The organism is Aureibaculum luteum, from assembly GCF_003449015.1.
Taxonomy (GTDB): domain Bacteria; phylum Bacteroidota; class Bacteroidia; order Flavobacteriales; family Flavobacteriaceae; genus Aureibaculum; species Aureibaculum luteum.
Map to the genome: position 1 here is coordinate 662,689 of NZ_QRGD01000001.1, position 18,174 is coordinate 680,862.

Genomic DNA, 18,174 nt, shown 5'->3' on the forward strand with positions numbered 1-18,174 from the left:
CTGCTCGTATTCTGAATTTCTTCTTTTCCTAACAATTACACCTCTCCTGGTTTCCCTATATACAATCCTGAAAACAATTTCAATACAGATACGACTAACAACAAAATAAGTGCATACACCCAACTTCCTGTAAAATCAAAAATACTGGCAAAAATAAAGGGTCCTGTGGCAGCAATTATATACCCAATTGATTGTGCCATACCAGATAATTCGGTTGCCGATGCGGTATCATGCGATCGCAAAACGATAAAAAGTAACGACAACCCAAAAGAACCACCCAATACGAATCCTATTAAAGAAACCCATATGGCAACGCCACCAAATTGAGGTAGCATAAGCCCTATAATTCCAACTATTTCCATCAGAATCAATACCAATACAATACTCCGTTGATCTTTTCTTTTACCTGCAATAATGGGCACAATTAATGAAGCCAAAATTCCCGTTGCTTGTGACAAAGAAAGCATCCAGCCCGCATAATCAGCATCAAATCCTCTACTAATTAAAATAGCCGGTAACCAAGCTAAAATTACATAAAAGGTTAATGACTGTAACCCCATAAAAATGGCCACTTGCCAAGCCAATCTAGACTTGGTGAGTGATTTCATTGCTTTTATAAAATCATTCTTTATTGGAGGCTTTTTTAATCTGTTAACTTGAGGAAACCAAATGAGTGCCGCAATAAAAGCCAAGAGTGCCCAAACTACTAGTGACCCTCTCCAGCCAACACCTTTTATATGCGTCAAAGGCACACTTACACCAGCGGCCAATGAAGCACCTACAGCCATTACTGCAGAATACAAACTGGTAACTAATCCTGAATTTTCAGAGAAATTACGCTTTGTTATACCCGGCAATAACACATTACCAAAAGCGATGGAGATTCCAAATAGTAATGTTCCGAAATAAAGAAAAAAATTGCCTTCAATGTACCGTATCAAAATCCCGATTATTAAGAGTATCATGGCTCCAAATAAGGTTTTACCAATACCAAAACGATTTGTAAATAAGGGGGTCAGCATTGAAATGACACCAAAAGCAATAAGAGGTAATGTAGTTAACAAACCTAACATCGCATTTGAAAGCCCTGTGTCCAATTTAATATCATCAACCAAGGGACCAACTCCAGCAATAGCAGGACGCAAATTTATGGCAATACACAGAATACCAATTAGCAATAAAATATTGGTTGATTTGGATGTAGTATTCATTGAATCTGTCATTGACGTAGTATTCTAAAAAATAGAAGTGCGAAAGTATTAAACCTTAACGACAATTAATCATACATATCTACATAACTATCAAAACCACTTTTAAGATTTTTTTAACAAAACTTTAAACTAATAATTTAGTTCACTGAAGTGAATTTACGTTTATTTGTTTTTGAATCCATTGTCAACCCAATAATGAAAAATCTTATTACCTGTATAGTACTGCTATGCACTGTCGCTATTTTTGCACAATCCAAACCTTATCAAATTTCAGGAACTATTATTTCCGAAACTGACAATACGCCTCTAGAATCAGCCACTGTATATTTAGAGCGAGCAAAAGACAGTACTCTCGTCACTTACACTATTACAGATGAAAATGGTCAATTTAAATTAGAAGGAAAATCTTCATGGAAAAAATTCAGAATCAATGTTTCCTTTATTGGATCTAAAACGTATACCAAACTCATTAACTATCAAAATACGCCAATAAATTTGCAAACTATTAAATTAGCTGATGCTAATTTATTAGATGAAGTGCTTATTAAATCCAGATCACCAATTACCATAAAAAAGGATACCTTAGAATTTAACGTAAGTTCTTTTAAAACTAAAAAGGATGCAAATGTTGAAGACTTGTTAAAGGAACTGCCAGGTGTAGAAGTTGATGAAAATGGAAAAATAACGGTGAACGGAAAAGAGGTGAGCAAAATACTAGTAAATGGTAAACCCTTTTTTGGTGATGACCCAACCATTACCACCAGAAGCTTAACCAAAGATATTATTGAAAAAATTCAAATCACAGACACTAAAACAAAATCGCAAGCCTTTACTGGAGAGGAAAGTACTGGTGATGATAAGACTATTAATTTAACCATATCCAAAGAAAATAATAAGGGTGTTTTCGGACGCATTTCCGCTGGTGGCGGTACGGATAAACGTTGGGAAGGTGCTGGTATGTTTAATTATTTTAATAACGATAGGCGAATTAGTGTCCTTGCAGGTGGTAATAATATAAATTCATTAGGGTTTAGTTTTGGAGAAATTGAAAAAATGTTTGGTGGCGGAAATGCTTCTTACCAGATGGGCCCTGGTGGACAAGTTTCTTATTCCATCGGTGGTAGATCTTTTGGTGGTGGACAAGGAATTACAACATCAAAAAATACAGGTTTTAACTATGCCGATAAAATCGGAAAAAAGATAGACATATCCACTGACTACTTTTACTCTAACAGTAATTCAGATGATAAAAGCTCTAAAGAAAGGGAAAATATTTTACCCGATGAAAGGTATTTTACGCGTTCAGAATCCACATCATCCAATCAATCAGAAAATCATAAAGCAAATCTAGAATTTGAAATAAATATTGACACTACATTATATATTAGCATTCAACCATCAATCGGCTATTCAACAAATAAAAGGGAATATGATGAATACGAAAATTCCAGTGATGACAATAGCGTTTTAACGAATGAATCCACTACAGAATCTTTCGTCGAAAGCACCGCTAAAAGTTTTGAAAATGAATTTAGTATTACCAAAAAATTTGGTAATAAAGGTTCCTTTCTAAAATTTGAATTAAACAACGAATTTCGCTCTAATACTAGCGACGACTTTCTAAATTCTCAAACTGAAATTTATGGAAATACCCCTGAAACGATAACAAGAGATCAGTACACTGACGGTAAAAATGATAATAATAGTTTTGATACAGAACTCACTTATCGAATACCCATAATAGGTAAAGAATTTTATATCGATTTACAACATGAGTATAGCAGAGATAAAAATGAGAATATTAAAAGTACTTATGACTTTAACGATACTGCACAAGATTTTACCGATTTTAATACTGATTTAAGTACAAACTATGAATATCTAAACAAAACGAGCGATCAAGGTATTCGATTAAATTATAGAAAAGATAAAATTTATTTTAATTTGAGAGGTTCTCATGTATATCGAGTGTTGGAAAACAAAGACGTTTTAAGACCAGAGCTTGATTTAAAACGAAATTTCAATACGTTTTCAGCTTCATCTCGATTTAGATACCAATTCAGTTCTAAGAAATCATTTGGCTTTCGTTATAGCCTCAGAAGCAGAGTACCACAGCTAAGTCAATTACAACCCTTTACAGACATCTCAAATCCGTTAAATATTAGAATAGGAAATCCGAATCTAGTTCCATCTAACGAACATAGTATCAATATGAATTTTAATAGTTTTGATTTTCAAAAAGGATCTGGATTTTACAGCTATTTATGGTCAGGTTTAACTAATAATCAAGTTATCGCCAAAACCACAATCGATGAAAATTTTTTAAGGTCAACTACCTACGCCAATGTTAACGGCACCTATCAATTAGGTATTGGTAGTGGTTTTAACAAATCAATAAAAATAGATTCTGTAAAGACGATTAAACTTCGACTAGGCCTAAATGTGAATACAAATAAAAATATAAATTTTAATAATGAAGTAAAATATGCTTCTAAAAACACAACTATTACACCTAATATGTCTCTTACATTTGAATGGAAAGACCTCTTCGAAATAAGACCTAATTATCGGTTGTCTTTTGCCAACAACACTTTTGATATTGATCAATTTAATGATACAAAATTTGTAACGCATTGGTTAGGTATTGAAACAACTACAACTATACCTAAACAATTGGAATGGAATAATAATATAACCTATACTTACAATCCTAATATTGCTGATGGTTTTCAGAAAAGTGCTTGGTTTTGGAACTCCACAGTATCCTATTCTATTATGAAAGATAAGGGTATGATTAGTTTAAAAGCTTATGATTTACTAAATCAGAACACCAATGCAAGAAGAGTTACCAACGAAAACTACATTGAAGATTCACAGAGTACTGTTTTACAACAATATTTTATGATTGGGTTTAGTTACAAATTTAATACACTTGGCAAAGCAGGTGAAGTAAGAAAAGGTCGGAGATTTAGACGATTCTAGATTTCATTTATTTACTTAAAAAGTGCATTAAGCTCACCTTCTGTAAATTCTGATCCACTCTTTGATTTCTGGTTACGAAGTTTCTTTATTTTTTCAATACTTAAAGAACTTGGTTTTTTAGTAAAAGCACTGGTTATATAATTAATAATATCGTGTAGATCGTTGTCAGAAATATTCGTGTTATCAATTAAGCCAGGCATTGTGCCATTAAAATTATAAACGGTATTATTAATAGTAACGGGACCTTCTAATCCATGAAGTAAAACAAGTCCCAATTTTTCCATACTTGATTTTAAATACTCTGAATCTAACAACGGAGGAGCTAAACCTTCAATTCCTTCACCACCAGAACTATGACAAGCAGCACAAATTTGTTGATACAAATGGGCCCCATTTGTTCGTGCATCTTTTGTTGGACCTATTTTAACATACAATGCATTCATCTTTTTATCTTCAAACTGTTTTATATTCTTGGTTAATACCTCCGCTAAAAAAGTATTTTTAATATTCTCCTTTTCAATCAATTCCTTTTGCAAATCAACATTAGCGTCAGAAAATCCACTCACTAATACTTCTTGAAAAATTTTGTGATTTTTATATTTTGCAGATAATATTTCAATAAAAGGTATAAAGGTTTCTTTATTTACAGTAGCCCAATTACCAATTACAGCACTTAAATAAAAGTCAAGCGTAATGCTATTTTTACCAATTAGCTCTTTAAAGAGCATTGAAACAGCATCTGTATTTTCTTTCTTAACATAATCTTCTAATAAAATAACAGTATGTGCCCCAACTTCACTATTTCCATTTTTAGCGATATCTACAAGTGTTTCAAAACTCAAGGCATCTAAACCCTGTAATGCATACATGGCATGAAGCTGAGCCAATGGAGATTGTACTTCTTGCACTACATCATTCAATAAGGTTATAGTACTCTTATCTCCTTTTAAAATAATTAATTGTTGCACTCGATCTCTTAACCAGCCGTTTTCACTTTTTAACAAATTCACCAACGCTTCATTTGACAAACTATTTAAGTCAGGTACTATTTGGTTTTGAACTCCGGCTTTTGAAACTTTTAAAATACGCCCAAAATCTACTAAGGAGTCCAACTTTTCTTCTTTAGATTTCTTTTTTAAATATGGGCTTAAGTACACATGATGTTGGATAACACCTCGGTGCATATCTACAATGTACATATTTCCATCAGGACCATTACTTAAATTAACAGGTCTAAACCCTTCATCTGTTGATGCTAAAAATTCTTTATCTTGGTAAGCCTGATTGGCCTCCGTATATACACCATTAAAGGTTAGAATATTTCTTTTCACCAAATTGGCAGCAGGTTCACAAACAAAAACATTCTGGTTATAATTATCAGAAAAATTATTACCACGATATACCAAAGGTCCACAAGCAGCAGTGAAATGAACAAGTAGACTGTCCTTATCTAAAACCCCTTTTACATAACCACGATTTACGGGTGTCGGATATAACGGATATACACGTTGATTATCTGTCAACACTTTATTTAGCCCTTCTTTTGGGGTATAAAATTTATTTCTAATTAACAAATTTGGCAATACATAATCACCTAATAGCTGCCGTGAATTATCATTAAAATAAAGCCGTCCGAAATCATCTTTTGTAATCCCCCATTGCCCGCGAAAAGATGTTGGTTCTTTTATCCATTTACCATGTTTTTTCTGATATCTAAAATTAGATTTAGCACTATAAATCCAATTGTCAATATTCATTATTAAACCATTGGGTTGATGTTCTGGATTTCCATCAGGAGCGTAGAGAGAATCAACTAGTATTTTATTTTTTACTTGATCATTCTCAATTTCAGCAAACCATAAATTAGGGGGTTCAGCATATAATAATCCCCCATAAACCAAAGCTAAAGCCCTTGGCATAACTAAACTGTCTACAACAATTTTGGCATGATCAGCTACTCCATCATTATCTAAATCTTCTAAAATTTTAATAGAAGCAATAGGATCTGTTTCTCCGTTCATAAACCCAGGCATATCCACCACCCAAATGCGACCCTTATTATCAAAATCAATAGCAACTGGAGCATCTAATAAGGGTTCGGAAGCTACTAATTCTAAAGTAAAGCCTTCCTCTATTTTATAAGCATCTAATGCAATAACTGGTTCCTCAAATACAGGTTTACAACTTAATAAAACAAGACAGGAAATAAGACAGGATAAAAATTTCATTTATTAAACAGAGTGAGTTAATAGGACTTTTACAATTGTAATACAAATTAATAGAAATACTTCGACTTATACGATAATGCAGCGTCTAAATTTGGACGGACACCCCTAAGGTCTCCTCAAGGGGACAATCGTAATCGATTATATTTTGAATAAACTCAACCTACTTTAAGTTTTTATAAACTAAGTTCATTGTTTTTGTGAATTCTAATTGCGAAAATTATCGCCCTAAAGGGACCTTAGGGGTGTTTTATCTTGTGATTTTAATATTATGGAGAAATTAAAACGAAACTACTAAACCCTGTTTTGTAATATTAAAGCCTTTATTTTGAACCAACTTCTGAGCATCGCTACCTTCAATTAATAATGGATTTGTATGGTTAAAATGAATAAAAAAGACTTTCCTTTTGTCGCCTTCAGATAGGTTTTCAAACAAAGCCATACTTTCTTCAACAAAAGGATGTGGCACTTCGCTCATATCTCTATTAATTTCTCCATCTTTAAAAAAGGTGGCATCTACTATAGCGAGATCAACTTCTTTTATGTAATCTGTTATTTTTCTATTCCATTTTTCCCACTTATCAATATCAGGAATATAAAGAGCCTTTTTATGCTGATTATTAATGATAAAACCGACCGTTTCAGAAAATTCATCACGATGCGGAACTTGAATAGGCATTACTGAAATTCTGCTATTCAATATGATAATGGAGTCTTGCTTTAATGGCTGTATTTTAATATTTTCTAGCTCTATTAATTGACTCCAAGGACCATTTTCTGTCAAAAAACGTTGCATTTTCGGCATTGCAAAAACGGGCATTTTTTTCGCTCCAAGAGCTTCTCTACCTAAGAACATTAACCCTGTATAATGCCCAATATGAGCATGAGTCAAAAAGATACCATCAGGCAAGGGCTTATCCTTTACATATTTTGATAAAAGTTTAGTTTGGGCAGTAAAATCGGGTGTAGCATCAAAAATCCAACTTTCATTAGAAATAGGGTCAACAACAGCTATAGAACTCACAAATCTTTTTAATTCTGGGTTTAGACTTACCCGATTACAGCATTCTTTTTGACACGCAATTTGCGGATAACCGGCATCTTGAGCATTCCCTAAGACTAAAATATAAGGATCATTTGATTTCGCAGAAACTGTCGACTTTTTATCAACTTTATCCTGACAGGAAAAAAGAGAAATCAAAACAATTACAGAAATGATGCCTTTTTTCATAAGTTAATTTGTAACAATTCGTTTCTTACCAACTACCGCCAGCTCCGCCACCACCGAAACCGCCGCCGCCGCCAAAACCACCGAAACCGCCTCCACTAGAACCACCACCAAATCCACCGCCACCAAAACCGCCACGGCCAGCACGACTTAAAATAATAGCTTCTAATATTGATTGCGTAGCTCCACTTCGTTTATTCCCACCATTTCCGCCATTTCGTTTATTTCGACCCGAAAGTATAATCAGCAAAACAATAACAAAAATGATAATAAATACAACAGGAATTCCACCTCCACCATCACCTTGTGGAGTACCTTTATATTCACCATTGAGGATTTGCATAATTGCAGAAGTAGCTCTATCTAATCCCTCATAATAATTTCCTTGTTTAAATTGAGGCGTTATAATCTGCTCTACAATTCTTTTGGAAAGTGCATCCGTTAATAAATGTTCAACTCCATAACCTGTAGCAATCCATAATTTTCTATCTTCTTTTGCTACTAAAACAACAACCCCATTATCCTTTCCTTTTCCTCCAATTTCCCATTTATGTCCTAAATTTATTGCATACATTGCAATATCTTCGCCATAAGTGCTATTTTTAATCATCACCAATATCTCTGTTGAAGTGGTGTCATTGTAGATCTTCAACTTATCGTATAATGCTTTTTTTTCATAACTTGATAGTGTGTTTGTACTATCAATAACTGGGGGAATAAATGATGGTTTAGGAGGAATATCCGTTTGCGAATATGAGTTGTCAATTACAACAAATATAAAAATACATGTAATTAAAAAAAGTAACTGTTTTTTCTGAATTATTCGCATATTCTTCTTGTGGAGAACAAAAATTATTGAACCTGCAATATACTAAAAAGTACTCACATTATTTGAGTAAATGCAGCAGGGTTCTTTTATGAAAATTGTATTTCATAAAAATAACAATTACTTTAGTAGTCTTTATAACTAACCTTCAATATGAAAAAACTTACCCTTCTTGTATTCTTTATTTCCATGTTATTAAATGCACAACAATTAGATTTAGAAAAACTAAAAAGCATGAAACCTCGTAATATTGGCCCTGCGGGTATGAGTGGTCGCATTACTTCAATTGATGCAGTACATAGTAATCCTGATATTATCTATGTTGGAGCCGCTTCTGGTGGCGTTTGGAAATCGGAAAGTGGTGGCATTGACTGGAAACCCATTTTTGATAAACAACCTATTCAAGGTATTGGTGCTATTGCCATTCAACAGAGTAATACAGATGTTATTTGGGTTGGAACCGGAGAAGGGAACCCAAGAAATAGCCTAAATGGCGGATATGGAATTTACAAAAGCCTTGATGCTGGAGTTACTTGGAAACTTATGGGCTTAGAAAAAACGCGGAATATCCATAGAATAATTATTGACAAAGACAATCCCAATACCATTTATGTAGCGGCTATCGGTTCTCCTTGGGGTGAGCATCCTGAACGTGGTGTTTTTAAAACTACGGATGGTGGTAAAACATGGACAAAATCACTTTTTGTAAATAATAAAACAGGGGCTGCCGATTTGGTAGTTGATGCTAATAATCCGAATAAATTAATCGCAGCCATGTGGGAACACAGGCGTAAACCATGGACTTTTAATTCAGGTGGTGAAGGTTCGGGATTATACATCACCTATGATGGTGGTGAAAATTGGACAAAAAAAACAGATAAAGACGGACTTCCAGAAGGCAATTTAGGCCGGATTGGATTAGCCATTTCTCAAAGCAACCCGAAAGTGGTTTATGCCTTAATAGAATCAAAGAAAAATGCCTTATACAAATCAGAAGATGGAGGTATTAAATGGACAAAAATAAATGACAAACCCGAAATTGGTAATCGTCCTTTTTATTATTCCGATTTGTTTGTTGATTCTAAAAATGAAAACAGATTGTACACAGTTTATACCTATGTTAATGTAAGTGATGATGGCGGAAAATCTTTTAAAGAATTAATGCCTGCGTACAATTCAGATTCAGGTATTCATCCTGATCATCATGCTTGGTATATCAATCCTAATGATCCAAGTTTTATGATTGATGGTAATGATGGTGGTCTAAACATAACGCGAGATAAAGGTAAAACGTGGCGTTTTGTAGAAAACCTGCCTGTTGGGCAGTTCTATCATATCAATTACGATATGGATTATCCGTATAACCTTTACGGCGGTATGCAAGATAACGGTTCATGGATTGGACCAGCTTATGTATTAAAAGCTCAAGGAATCAGAAATTCGTATTGGCAAGAACTAATGTTTGGTGATGGTTTTGATGTAATTCCAGATCCAAAAAATTCTCGTTACGGGTACGGAATGTCTCAACAAGGTTCTGTTGGTCGATATGATCGGTTAACTGGAAACACGAAAATGATTCGTCCTACGCATCCTGACCCAAATGTAAAACTTCGATTTAATTGGAACTCAGCGATTGCTATGGACCCATTTGATAGTGAAACCCTATATTTTGGAAGTCAATTTGTACATAAAACAACCAATAAGGGACATGAATGGGATGTAATTTCTCCTGATTTAACGACTAACAATCCTGAAAAGCAAAAACAACACGAAAGTGGTGGAATTACGATGGATGCCACCGGAGCTGAAAATCATACCACTATTTTAGCCATAACCCCAAGCATTTTAGAGAAAGGATTACTTTGGGTGGGCACGGATGATGGACAAATACAACTGACTAGAAATGGAGGTGAAACATGGACTAATGTTACACCTTTAAAACATAAAAAATTCCCTAAAGAAAGTTGGATAACGCAAATTAAGGCTTCAACATTTAATGCTGGTGAAGCGTATGCTGTAATCAATAATTATAGAAATTTCGATTTTAAACCCTATTTATTTAGAACCAAAGATTATGGCAAAACTTGGGAAAGTTTGTTAGATAATAAGGATGAAACGTTTGGGTATTCTCTTGCTTTAATTCAAGATCCGATAGAAAAGAAATTGATTTTTCTGGGTACAGAAAACGGATTATATGTAAGTTTAGATGAGGCCAACACATGGACCAAATGGACCAATGATTACCCAAGCGTATCTACAATGGATTTAGGTATTCACCCACGTGAACACGATTTAGTCATTGCTACTTTTGGTCGTTCTATGTATGTATTAGATGATATTAGACCATTACGAACCTTAGCTAAAGAAGGGAGTCAAGTTTTAAATGACACCTTAAAAGTGTACGATTCACCCGATGCATTTATAAAACTCATCCAGCAACCATCAGGTACTCGTTTTGGTGGTAACGCACTTTTTAATGGTGAAAACAGATCACTTAGAGGAGCAAAAATCAATTACAGCATAAATAAACCAACAGATACGGCAAAAAGTAAAAAATCAGATTCCATTACGTTACACGTCTACAATTCCAAAAATGAACTGATTAGAACGTTAAAACAAAAAGCACCAAAAGAAAGTGGACTGCAAAAAGCCAGTTGGAATTTAGATGAAAAAGGTGTTAGAGGTCCTTCTAGAAAAATTGCCAAAAAAGATAGTCCTGAACCCCGTGGCGTAGGTGTATTACCTGGCAATTACAAAGTAGTAGTTCATTATGGTAATCATAAAGATTCTACTACCATAAAAGTAGCTTACGACCCACGTATTGAAATGCATTATGATGTTTTAAAAAGTAAATATGACTTACAAAAACAATTAGAAAAACAGATGGAATTAACAGGAAAAGCAGTTGCTCAACTGAACGAATCTAAAGAAATTGCAACCACGTATAAAAAGCAGTTTAAAGATGTAGATGCCAAAAAATATAAAGAGGTCATTAAAAAAAGTGATTCTATTGTTACGTCTATTAATAATCTGATTGATGCAATGATAGGTAAAGAAGACAAGCGACAAGGTATTACACGGAACCCAGAACCAACCCCAATGAACTTTTTAAATACCGCCAGAAGGTATGTGGGCAGTTTACAAGAAGAGCCAGGAAAAACGCAACTACAATTGATAAAAAATGCCAATGAAAAAGTTACTGAAGTAATGACAAAAATAGATAATTTCTTTGCGACTGAATGGCCAGCATATAGAAAGGAAATTGAGGGGATTGATTTTTCGTTGTTTAAAGATTAAGCATTATTTTAGGTAATTTTCTAATAAATAGAATATCTAATTAGCATAAAATTAAAATCTGATTGTATTATAATTACACACCATCAATAAAAAAAATTAATGAACCTATTAGAAATTAAAATACTCCAAACATTAATCGCAATTGTTCTATTCTTTTTACTCCGGTTGCTAATGAATAAGCTAATTGAGAGAACTGTTTCTAAAAATGTTTTGCAAAAAACGAGAGGTAAGATCATTAAAAAAATTGTTTTTATTGTACTTGTAACAATTACAATCATTTTTGTGCTAACCGTTTGGGGTATTGATCAAGCTGAGCTATTTCTATTTATGGCTTCTGTATTAACCGTTATTGGGATAGCACTATTTGCTCAATGGTCACATTTATCAAATCTAACTTCCGGCCTGATTATCTTTTTCAATCATTCAGCAAAATTAGACGACACAATTATCATCATTGATAAAGACTTTGAGGTAGAAGGAAGAATAAGTGATATTGGGCTTTTTTTTATTAAATTAAAAACAAAAGAAGGGGAAGAAGTTTTATTACCTAATAATATATTCTTACAAAAGATGATAAAAAAGAAAATCACTTAGTTCACATACTTCCTGAAATTCTCAATATTTTCCGAGCTCCCTTGAATATATAATAAATCGTTTTGGTAAATTTTTTGGTCAGGACGAATGTCGTCTATTATCTTGCCATCGTGAGATATTGCCAAAATACTGATACCATATTTAGCTCTAATATTAGCTTCTTTAATTGTTTTACCATTAATTTTACTACTATCGCAAGTTACATTTACACAGGTAATATTAAAGTCAGGTATTTGAGCATTTGTAAAAGTCTTAGGCAGTTTCTTCTTCATTTGAAAAATGTCATAATTATTAGAACGTACATAATCGATTAGATTATCTATCGTACTTTCTGGCACTAAAAAGTTATGCATTACCCTTGAAAATATTTCAATTGACGTCTCAAATTCTTCTGGGATTACATCATCAGCACCTAAGGCTAATAATTCGCTAATTTCTCGCACATACCTTGTTCTTACCAAAATATGAACTGACTTTGAAATAGAACGTATATTTTTTATTACGATTTTGGTATCATCTTTATCTGCAATCGCTATGACAACAGACCGTGCTTTTACAATATTTACCGTATCTAAAATATGAGGTAACGAACCATCTCCAAAAATAATAGGAATACCCTCTTCTTTTGCTTTTTTAACTTTTGCCGCATCCATTTCAATAACCACATAGGGAATATTAGCATACTTTGCTGCTTTCGCTAAATTTGAACCATTAATTCCATACCCAATAATTATTAAATGATTTGTCATATCATTATCTATAACACTTTCATTGTCTTGTTGCCCAACAAGATTTTTATCCATTCTTTTACCCCATTTCGTCTTTAAAATTCCATTTGCAAACGTATGGGAAAACATAATTACAAAAGGGGTTAAAATCATAGATATAATAGACACTGATAAAAAATACTGATTCGTTTCTACACTTAATAGATTGTATTGCACACCAACTTTAGACAGAATAAAAGCAAATTCTCCAATTTGAAACAATGATAAAGCAGTAAGTATAACCGTTTTTGGCGGATATCTTAAAACAGCAACCGCAACCGTAATAGCAAAAGTTTTTATTGCAAATACAACAGCTACAAGTAATAAGACAATACCAATATGATTCAGAAAAAATGTAACATCTAACAGCATGCCAATAGAGATAAAAAAGATACTGGTAAATAATTCTCTAAATGGTAAAATAATACTGGTTGCTTGATGCGAATATTCGGATTCTGATATAATTAATCCCGCTAAAAAGGCACCTAAAGCTAAGGATAAGCCTGCTTCTGAAGTTAAATAGGCTACCGCAAAACAAATGGTAATTGTCGTTAATAAAAAAAGTTCTTTACTTTTTGTTTTTGCTACTTCAAACATCAATTTAGGTACAATATATCTTGCACTTACTATGGTAACCAATACTACAATAATTGATTTTACAACTAAAGTAATCACACTCATTGTCACATTTTCAGAAGCTCCTGATAGAATAGGCGTCACTAACATCATCGGTACCACAATAATATCTTGAAATATAAGTATGGCCAATGCATTACGGCCATGGGCTGTCTTCATTTCGTTTCTATCTTGTAATATTTTTAAGACAATTGCAGTACTGGAAAGTGAAAATAGAAACCCTACAAAAACAGATTCTTCAATCGTATTTCCTAAAAAGTAATAGGCAAGTCCTGAAATTAAAATGGTAAGCCCCACCTGTAATGAACCTCCAATAAAAACCGTATTTTTAATGGATGCCAATTGTTTTAATGAAAGCTCCATACCAATCACAAACATCAATAAAATGACCCCTATTTCTGAAATCACTTCAATTTGATCACTAGCGGCTATTAAGCTAAATCCGTGAGGACCAATTATAATTCCTGTAATTAAAAAACCTAAAATAGAAGGTAACTTTAGGCGTTGCAATAAAAAAACAATCAGAATAGAAAACCCTAATAGAATTACAAAGTCTTGTAAAAGTGGTAAATGCATAATAAGTTTGGTTAAAAAGGTGTAATAGCTCCTACAAAAATTCTAAGCGAAAGTATAAAAAACAGGACTAAACTACAGCATGTTAAGTCATAATTTATGGGTAGGTATCAGACATTTATTATTTTCCCAATTCCCTTTTAGAGCTTCAATTGAAAGAATTTGCCCTTGACAATCCAAAAAATTACCTGCAGCATCTTTTTTTAGCATCTTTAGTTTACCGTCAAGGATAGCGTCTAACAAATAATTTATAAGCGTACTTTTTGAAGCTGTTTTATACTTTTTACCCAATTCAGCTCCCACTTCATTATTGAATAAATCCATATCTGAAGCTGGCTTATCAGGTAAAATCCCATCTTCTAATTGTCTTTTTTTGTAGGAAAGATAATTACCCTTTTCATGAGCTTTTCCTAAACCTAATGCTGCACTTTTTCCAATATACTGTGCAGACCTTGCCATCCAAAAACTATGTTTAAATGCATCTAATTGTCCGCCATTAATATCGTTGCCAATTGTATTTGTATTAGCAATAGAATCCGTGGTAATTAGTGCCTCTTTTGAAATTTGATATGCTTTTTTTGCTTTAAAGGGATGAAAAACAACCCAGGATCTTTCAGGTTTTGACAATTTTGAAAATGATTCTTTTAACCGTGGTGAACAATTTAAAAATAGAGCAAACAATAAAAAAGAAACTAGTATTTTTTTCGCAATAGTAAATAGCATTTTATTTCAATGATTTGATATAATTTTCGGTTTGCTTTTTCAGTTGTTCTTTACTCTTATGTATGGCGTTCTTTAGATCTCCTTTTGAATCAGATGCCATATCATTTAATGAGTCCATTGTTTTTTGATACCAATCATTCCAAGCGGTAAGAATTTCGACTTCCGTTTCAATATTATTACCATCCGCTAAGGATTTTTGAGACAATAAAAACTCATCTTTCAATCTTTTTTCAGCTCTTAAAGTAATATTTTCTAATTCTGCTAACGCTGTTTCGGAATCTGAATTTAACAGAACAAAAGCACTTACTAAGGCTCCGGTACCCACATTTTTTAACGTTTCTTGAGATACCTTATCTATTCTATCATTATCCGTATGGTAAAACTGATCTGTAAAATGCCACAATAGCAATCCTGGGATATCGGCTTTTAAAAAGGGTGTATGATCGCTACCACCTTCAAACGGGTTGGTATGCACTTCCCATTTTGCAAATTTACCTTGTTCTTCAAAAACATTAAGAATAAAGTCATTCAAATAATGTGGTTTCATGTCTTTTAACTTCAAAGGTCTTCCTCCCCACTCTGTATGGCTATCATTTCCACGAGTCCAAATTGCACTCGGGTCTGGCATCTTTTCAATTAAAAAAGTACCTCCCGTCAAGGCCGTATTTTCGCCCACCATATCTAGGCTTATTCCCCATTTTATATGAGAAGCTCTTAGACTATCTTCTTCAATATATCTTCGGGTAGAAACAATTTCATCTCCCCATAAAAAAGTTAAAGTTCTATCTAAATTTGCACTTTTATCACTAACAAATTTAGCAGCTATTTGTGCCATTTCTAACTGAACACCAACCCCAGAAGCATTATCGTTCGCACCTGGCTCCTGAATATGAGCACTAAAAACAAATCTTTCTTTAGGTTTAAGAGCTCCCTTTATTTCAGCAACAACGGTCAATTCTTCTGAAGGATATATCTTTGTATTTATTTCAGCATGTACCTTTACATTGCCTTTACTTAAAACCTTTTTCAAGGTCTCTTTCGCTTGATAAGACAAAGCCATACCCCAAAGATTATTTTCGTTATACGGAATACTTCTAAACTGGATAGAGGTCACATTCTTTTCTGGTTGTAAATAATCAGGCATATTATAGGTTAGCATTCCTAAAACTCCTTTTTCCATAGCCAGTTTATAAACAGCGTATGGACTCATTTCTGCAAAAATTATTTTACCCTTTACATCCGTTTTATCTAAGTCTTTTTTATCTTTTATATAAACTACCTCTCCAATAACTCCACCTTTTGGTGTTGAAGGAGAATTTAAATAGGTCATATTTATATTGGAAGTCGATTCTAGCAATGGCAATTTTTCTCCTTCAATAGTTAAACGAGCATCAACAGGTTCCCAAGTAGGGTTTTTAAGTGGTCTTTTTTCAACTCTGTAGATTAACCTATCCATTTCATTGGCATCTTCTTCTAAAACATAACCTGCTTTTTCCAACATTTTGGCAATATGATAAACACTTTCATTGAACCCTTTATTACCAACCACACGCCAATATTGCTCTACAAAAGCAGTGGTTTTATAGGCTTGATCGCCAGTAAATTCAGCCCTCACCAATGAGAAATATTCTAAACTCTTATCATTTGAATTTTGAGCAGTACTAATTGCAAAGACCAATACAGCAACATAAAAAATAATTTTTTTAAACATAATATAAATTAATAACCGAAAACTACTAAATAAATATGAATTCTACAGCTAATACTCTCTAAGATTTAATAAATTTGTAAGACTAATGTGAAAAAACAAGACCATGAAATACCATCTTATTGACAGTACTCTTTTTATAAAAAACCGTAAAAATTTCATGGCTCAAATGAGGCCGAGTAGTTTAGCCGTATTTAATTCTAATGATATTTATCCGATAAGTGCAGATAGTACAATTCCTTTTGAACAACATCGTGATATTTTCTACTTAAGTGGAGTAGATCAAGAAGAAAGTATTTTAGTACTGTTTCCTGATTGCCCGAAAGAAAAACATAGAGAAATTCTCTTTTTAAAAGAAACGAATGAACATATTGCCATTTGGGAAGGTGAAAAACTAACCAAAGAAGCCGCTTTTAAAACAAGCGGCATTAAAACAGTTTACTGGTTGCAAGACATGGAAAAAGTGCTCTTTGAATTAATGACTCAATGTGATACCGTTTATATTAACACCAATGAGCATTATCGTGCTTCTGTTGAAACCGAAACACGTGAAGACCGCTTTACAAAATGGTTAAAAGATAAATACCCAGCTCATAGTGTAGCTAAGAGCAACCCTATTTTACAACGCTTACGCTCTGTAAAAGACCAAATTGAAATAGACTTAATTCAGCAAGCTTGTGATATTACGAATAAAGGATTTAGACGCGTACTAAATTTTGTAAATTCTGGTGTTTGGGAATATGAAATTGAGGCTGAATTTATGCACGAATTTTTAATAAACAGATCTAAAGGTTTTGCCTATACACCAATTATTGGTTCTGGAAATAATGCAAACGTATTGCATTATATTGAAAACAACCAACAGTGTAAAGCGGGCGAATTAATCTTAATTGATGCCGGTGCTGAATATGCAAATTACGCTAGTGACATGACACGTACCATACCTGTTTCTGGAAGATTTAGCAAAAGACAAAAAGAAGTTTATAACGCGGTAAATCGTGTTAAAAATGCAGCCACAAAAATGTTAATCCCAGGAACTGACTGGGCCGAATATCATGTAGAAGTAGGTAAAATTATGACGTCAGAATTACTTGGTTTAAACTTATTGGACAAAGCTGATGTTCAAAATGAAGATCCAGACTGGCCTGCTTATAAAAAATATTTTATGCATGGTACTTCTCATCATATGGGATTAGACACGCATGATTATGGTATTTTAACAGAACCCATGCAAGCCAATATGGTTTTTACGGTAGAGCCAGGTATTTATATTCCTGATGAAGGTTTTGGTATTAGAATAGAAGATGATGTCGTAATTCAAGAAAAAGGCGAACCTTTTAATTTAATGAAAAATATCCCTGTTGAAGTTGATGAAATTGAAGCGTTGATGAATAAATAGGAAGC

Annotated in this window: 11 protein-coding genes; 4 read left to right on the forward strand and 7 right to left on the reverse strand. The window is 33.4% G+C overall.

Annotated features, from left to right (window positions below):
• Positions 1–35 precede the first annotated feature (35 nt).
• Positions 36–1,223 (reverse strand): CynX/NimT family MFS transporter, encoded by a 1,188-nt coding sequence (locus D3P13_RS02945; protein WP_117879796.1) that lies wholly within the window; start codon positions 1,221–1,223, stop codon positions 36–38.
• Positions 1,224–1,406: 183 nt separating this feature from the next.
• Here D3P13_RS02945 and D3P13_RS02950 point away from each other — a divergent pair, with 183 nt between their 5' ends.
• Entirely contained in the window at positions 1,407–4,193 is a 2,787-nt protein-coding gene (locus tag D3P13_RS02950) for an outer membrane beta-barrel protein (protein WP_117879797.1), read from the forward strand.
• Between the two features lie 11 nt (positions 4,194–4,204).
• Here D3P13_RS02950 and D3P13_RS02955 read toward each other — a convergent pair whose 3' ends face one another.
• The 3 genes from D3P13_RS02955 to D3P13_RS22295 form a co-directional block, all read right to left on the reverse strand.
• A complete protein-coding gene (locus D3P13_RS02955) occupies positions 4,205–6,421 on the reverse strand; it encodes a DUF7133 domain-containing protein (protein WP_117879798.1) in 2,217 nt (738 codons plus the stop codon).
• Positions 6,422–6,698: 277 nt separating this feature from the next.
• Entirely contained in the window at positions 6,699–7,649 is a 951-nt protein-coding gene (locus D3P13_RS02960) for an MBL fold metallo-hydrolase (protein ID WP_198679945.1), read from the reverse strand.
• Between the two features lie 25 nt (positions 7,650–7,674).
• Positions 7,675–8,475, reverse strand: a complete 801-nt coding sequence (locus tag D3P13_RS22295; RefSeq protein ID WP_117879799.1) for a TPM domain-containing protein — start codon at positions 8,473–8,475, stop codon at positions 7,675–7,677.
• Positions 8,476–8,625: 150 nt separating this feature from the next.
• Between D3P13_RS22295 and D3P13_RS02970 the strand changes: the two genes are divergently transcribed.
• The gene (locus D3P13_RS02970) at positions 8,626–11,769 is read left to right on the forward strand and encodes a WD40/YVTN/BNR-like repeat-containing protein (RefSeq protein ID WP_117879800.1); all 3,144 of its coding nucleotides are present in this window, start codon (positions 8,626–8,628) and stop codon (positions 11,767–11,769) included.
• 99 nt (positions 11,770–11,868) lie between these two features.
• On the forward strand, positions 11,869–12,363 hold the full coding sequence (locus tag D3P13_RS02975; RefSeq protein WP_117879801.1) for a mechanosensitive ion channel family protein: 495 nt from the start codon (positions 11,869–11,871) through the stop codon (positions 12,361–12,363).
• On the opposite strand, the gene D3P13_RS02980 is transcribed toward D3P13_RS02975, so the two are convergent.
• The 3 genes from D3P13_RS02980 to D3P13_RS02990 all read right to left on the reverse strand — a co-directional run bounded on the left by D3P13_RS02980 (position 12,360) and on the right by D3P13_RS02990 (position 16,773).
• Positions 12,360–14,342 carry a monovalent cation:proton antiporter family protein gene (locus tag D3P13_RS02980; RefSeq protein WP_117879802.1) on the reverse strand — a complete coding sequence of 661 codons (1,983 nt, stop codon included), beginning with the start codon at positions 14,340–14,342 and terminating at the stop codon, positions 12,360–12,362. The two genes, D3P13_RS02975 and D3P13_RS02980, sit on opposite strands and share 4 nt — an antisense overlap.
• An 87-nt stretch (positions 14,343–14,429) precedes the next feature.
• Entirely contained in the window at positions 14,430–14,966 is a 537-nt protein-coding gene (locus D3P13_RS02985; protein ID WP_157972815.1) for a DUF6973 domain-containing protein, read from the reverse strand.
• 97 nt (positions 14,967–15,063) lie between these two features.
• A complete protein-coding gene (locus tag D3P13_RS02990) occupies positions 15,064–16,773 on the reverse strand; it encodes a M28 family peptidase (protein ID WP_117879804.1) in 1,710 nt (569 codons plus the stop codon).
• A 103-nt stretch (positions 16,774–16,876) separates the two neighbouring features.
• On the opposite strand from D3P13_RS02990, the gene D3P13_RS02995 reads away from it, so the two are divergent.
• Entirely contained in the window at positions 16,877–18,169 is a 1,293-nt protein-coding gene (locus D3P13_RS02995; protein ID WP_117879805.1) for an aminopeptidase P family protein, read from the forward strand.
• The last annotated feature ends 5 nt before the right edge of the window (positions 18,170–18,174 follow it).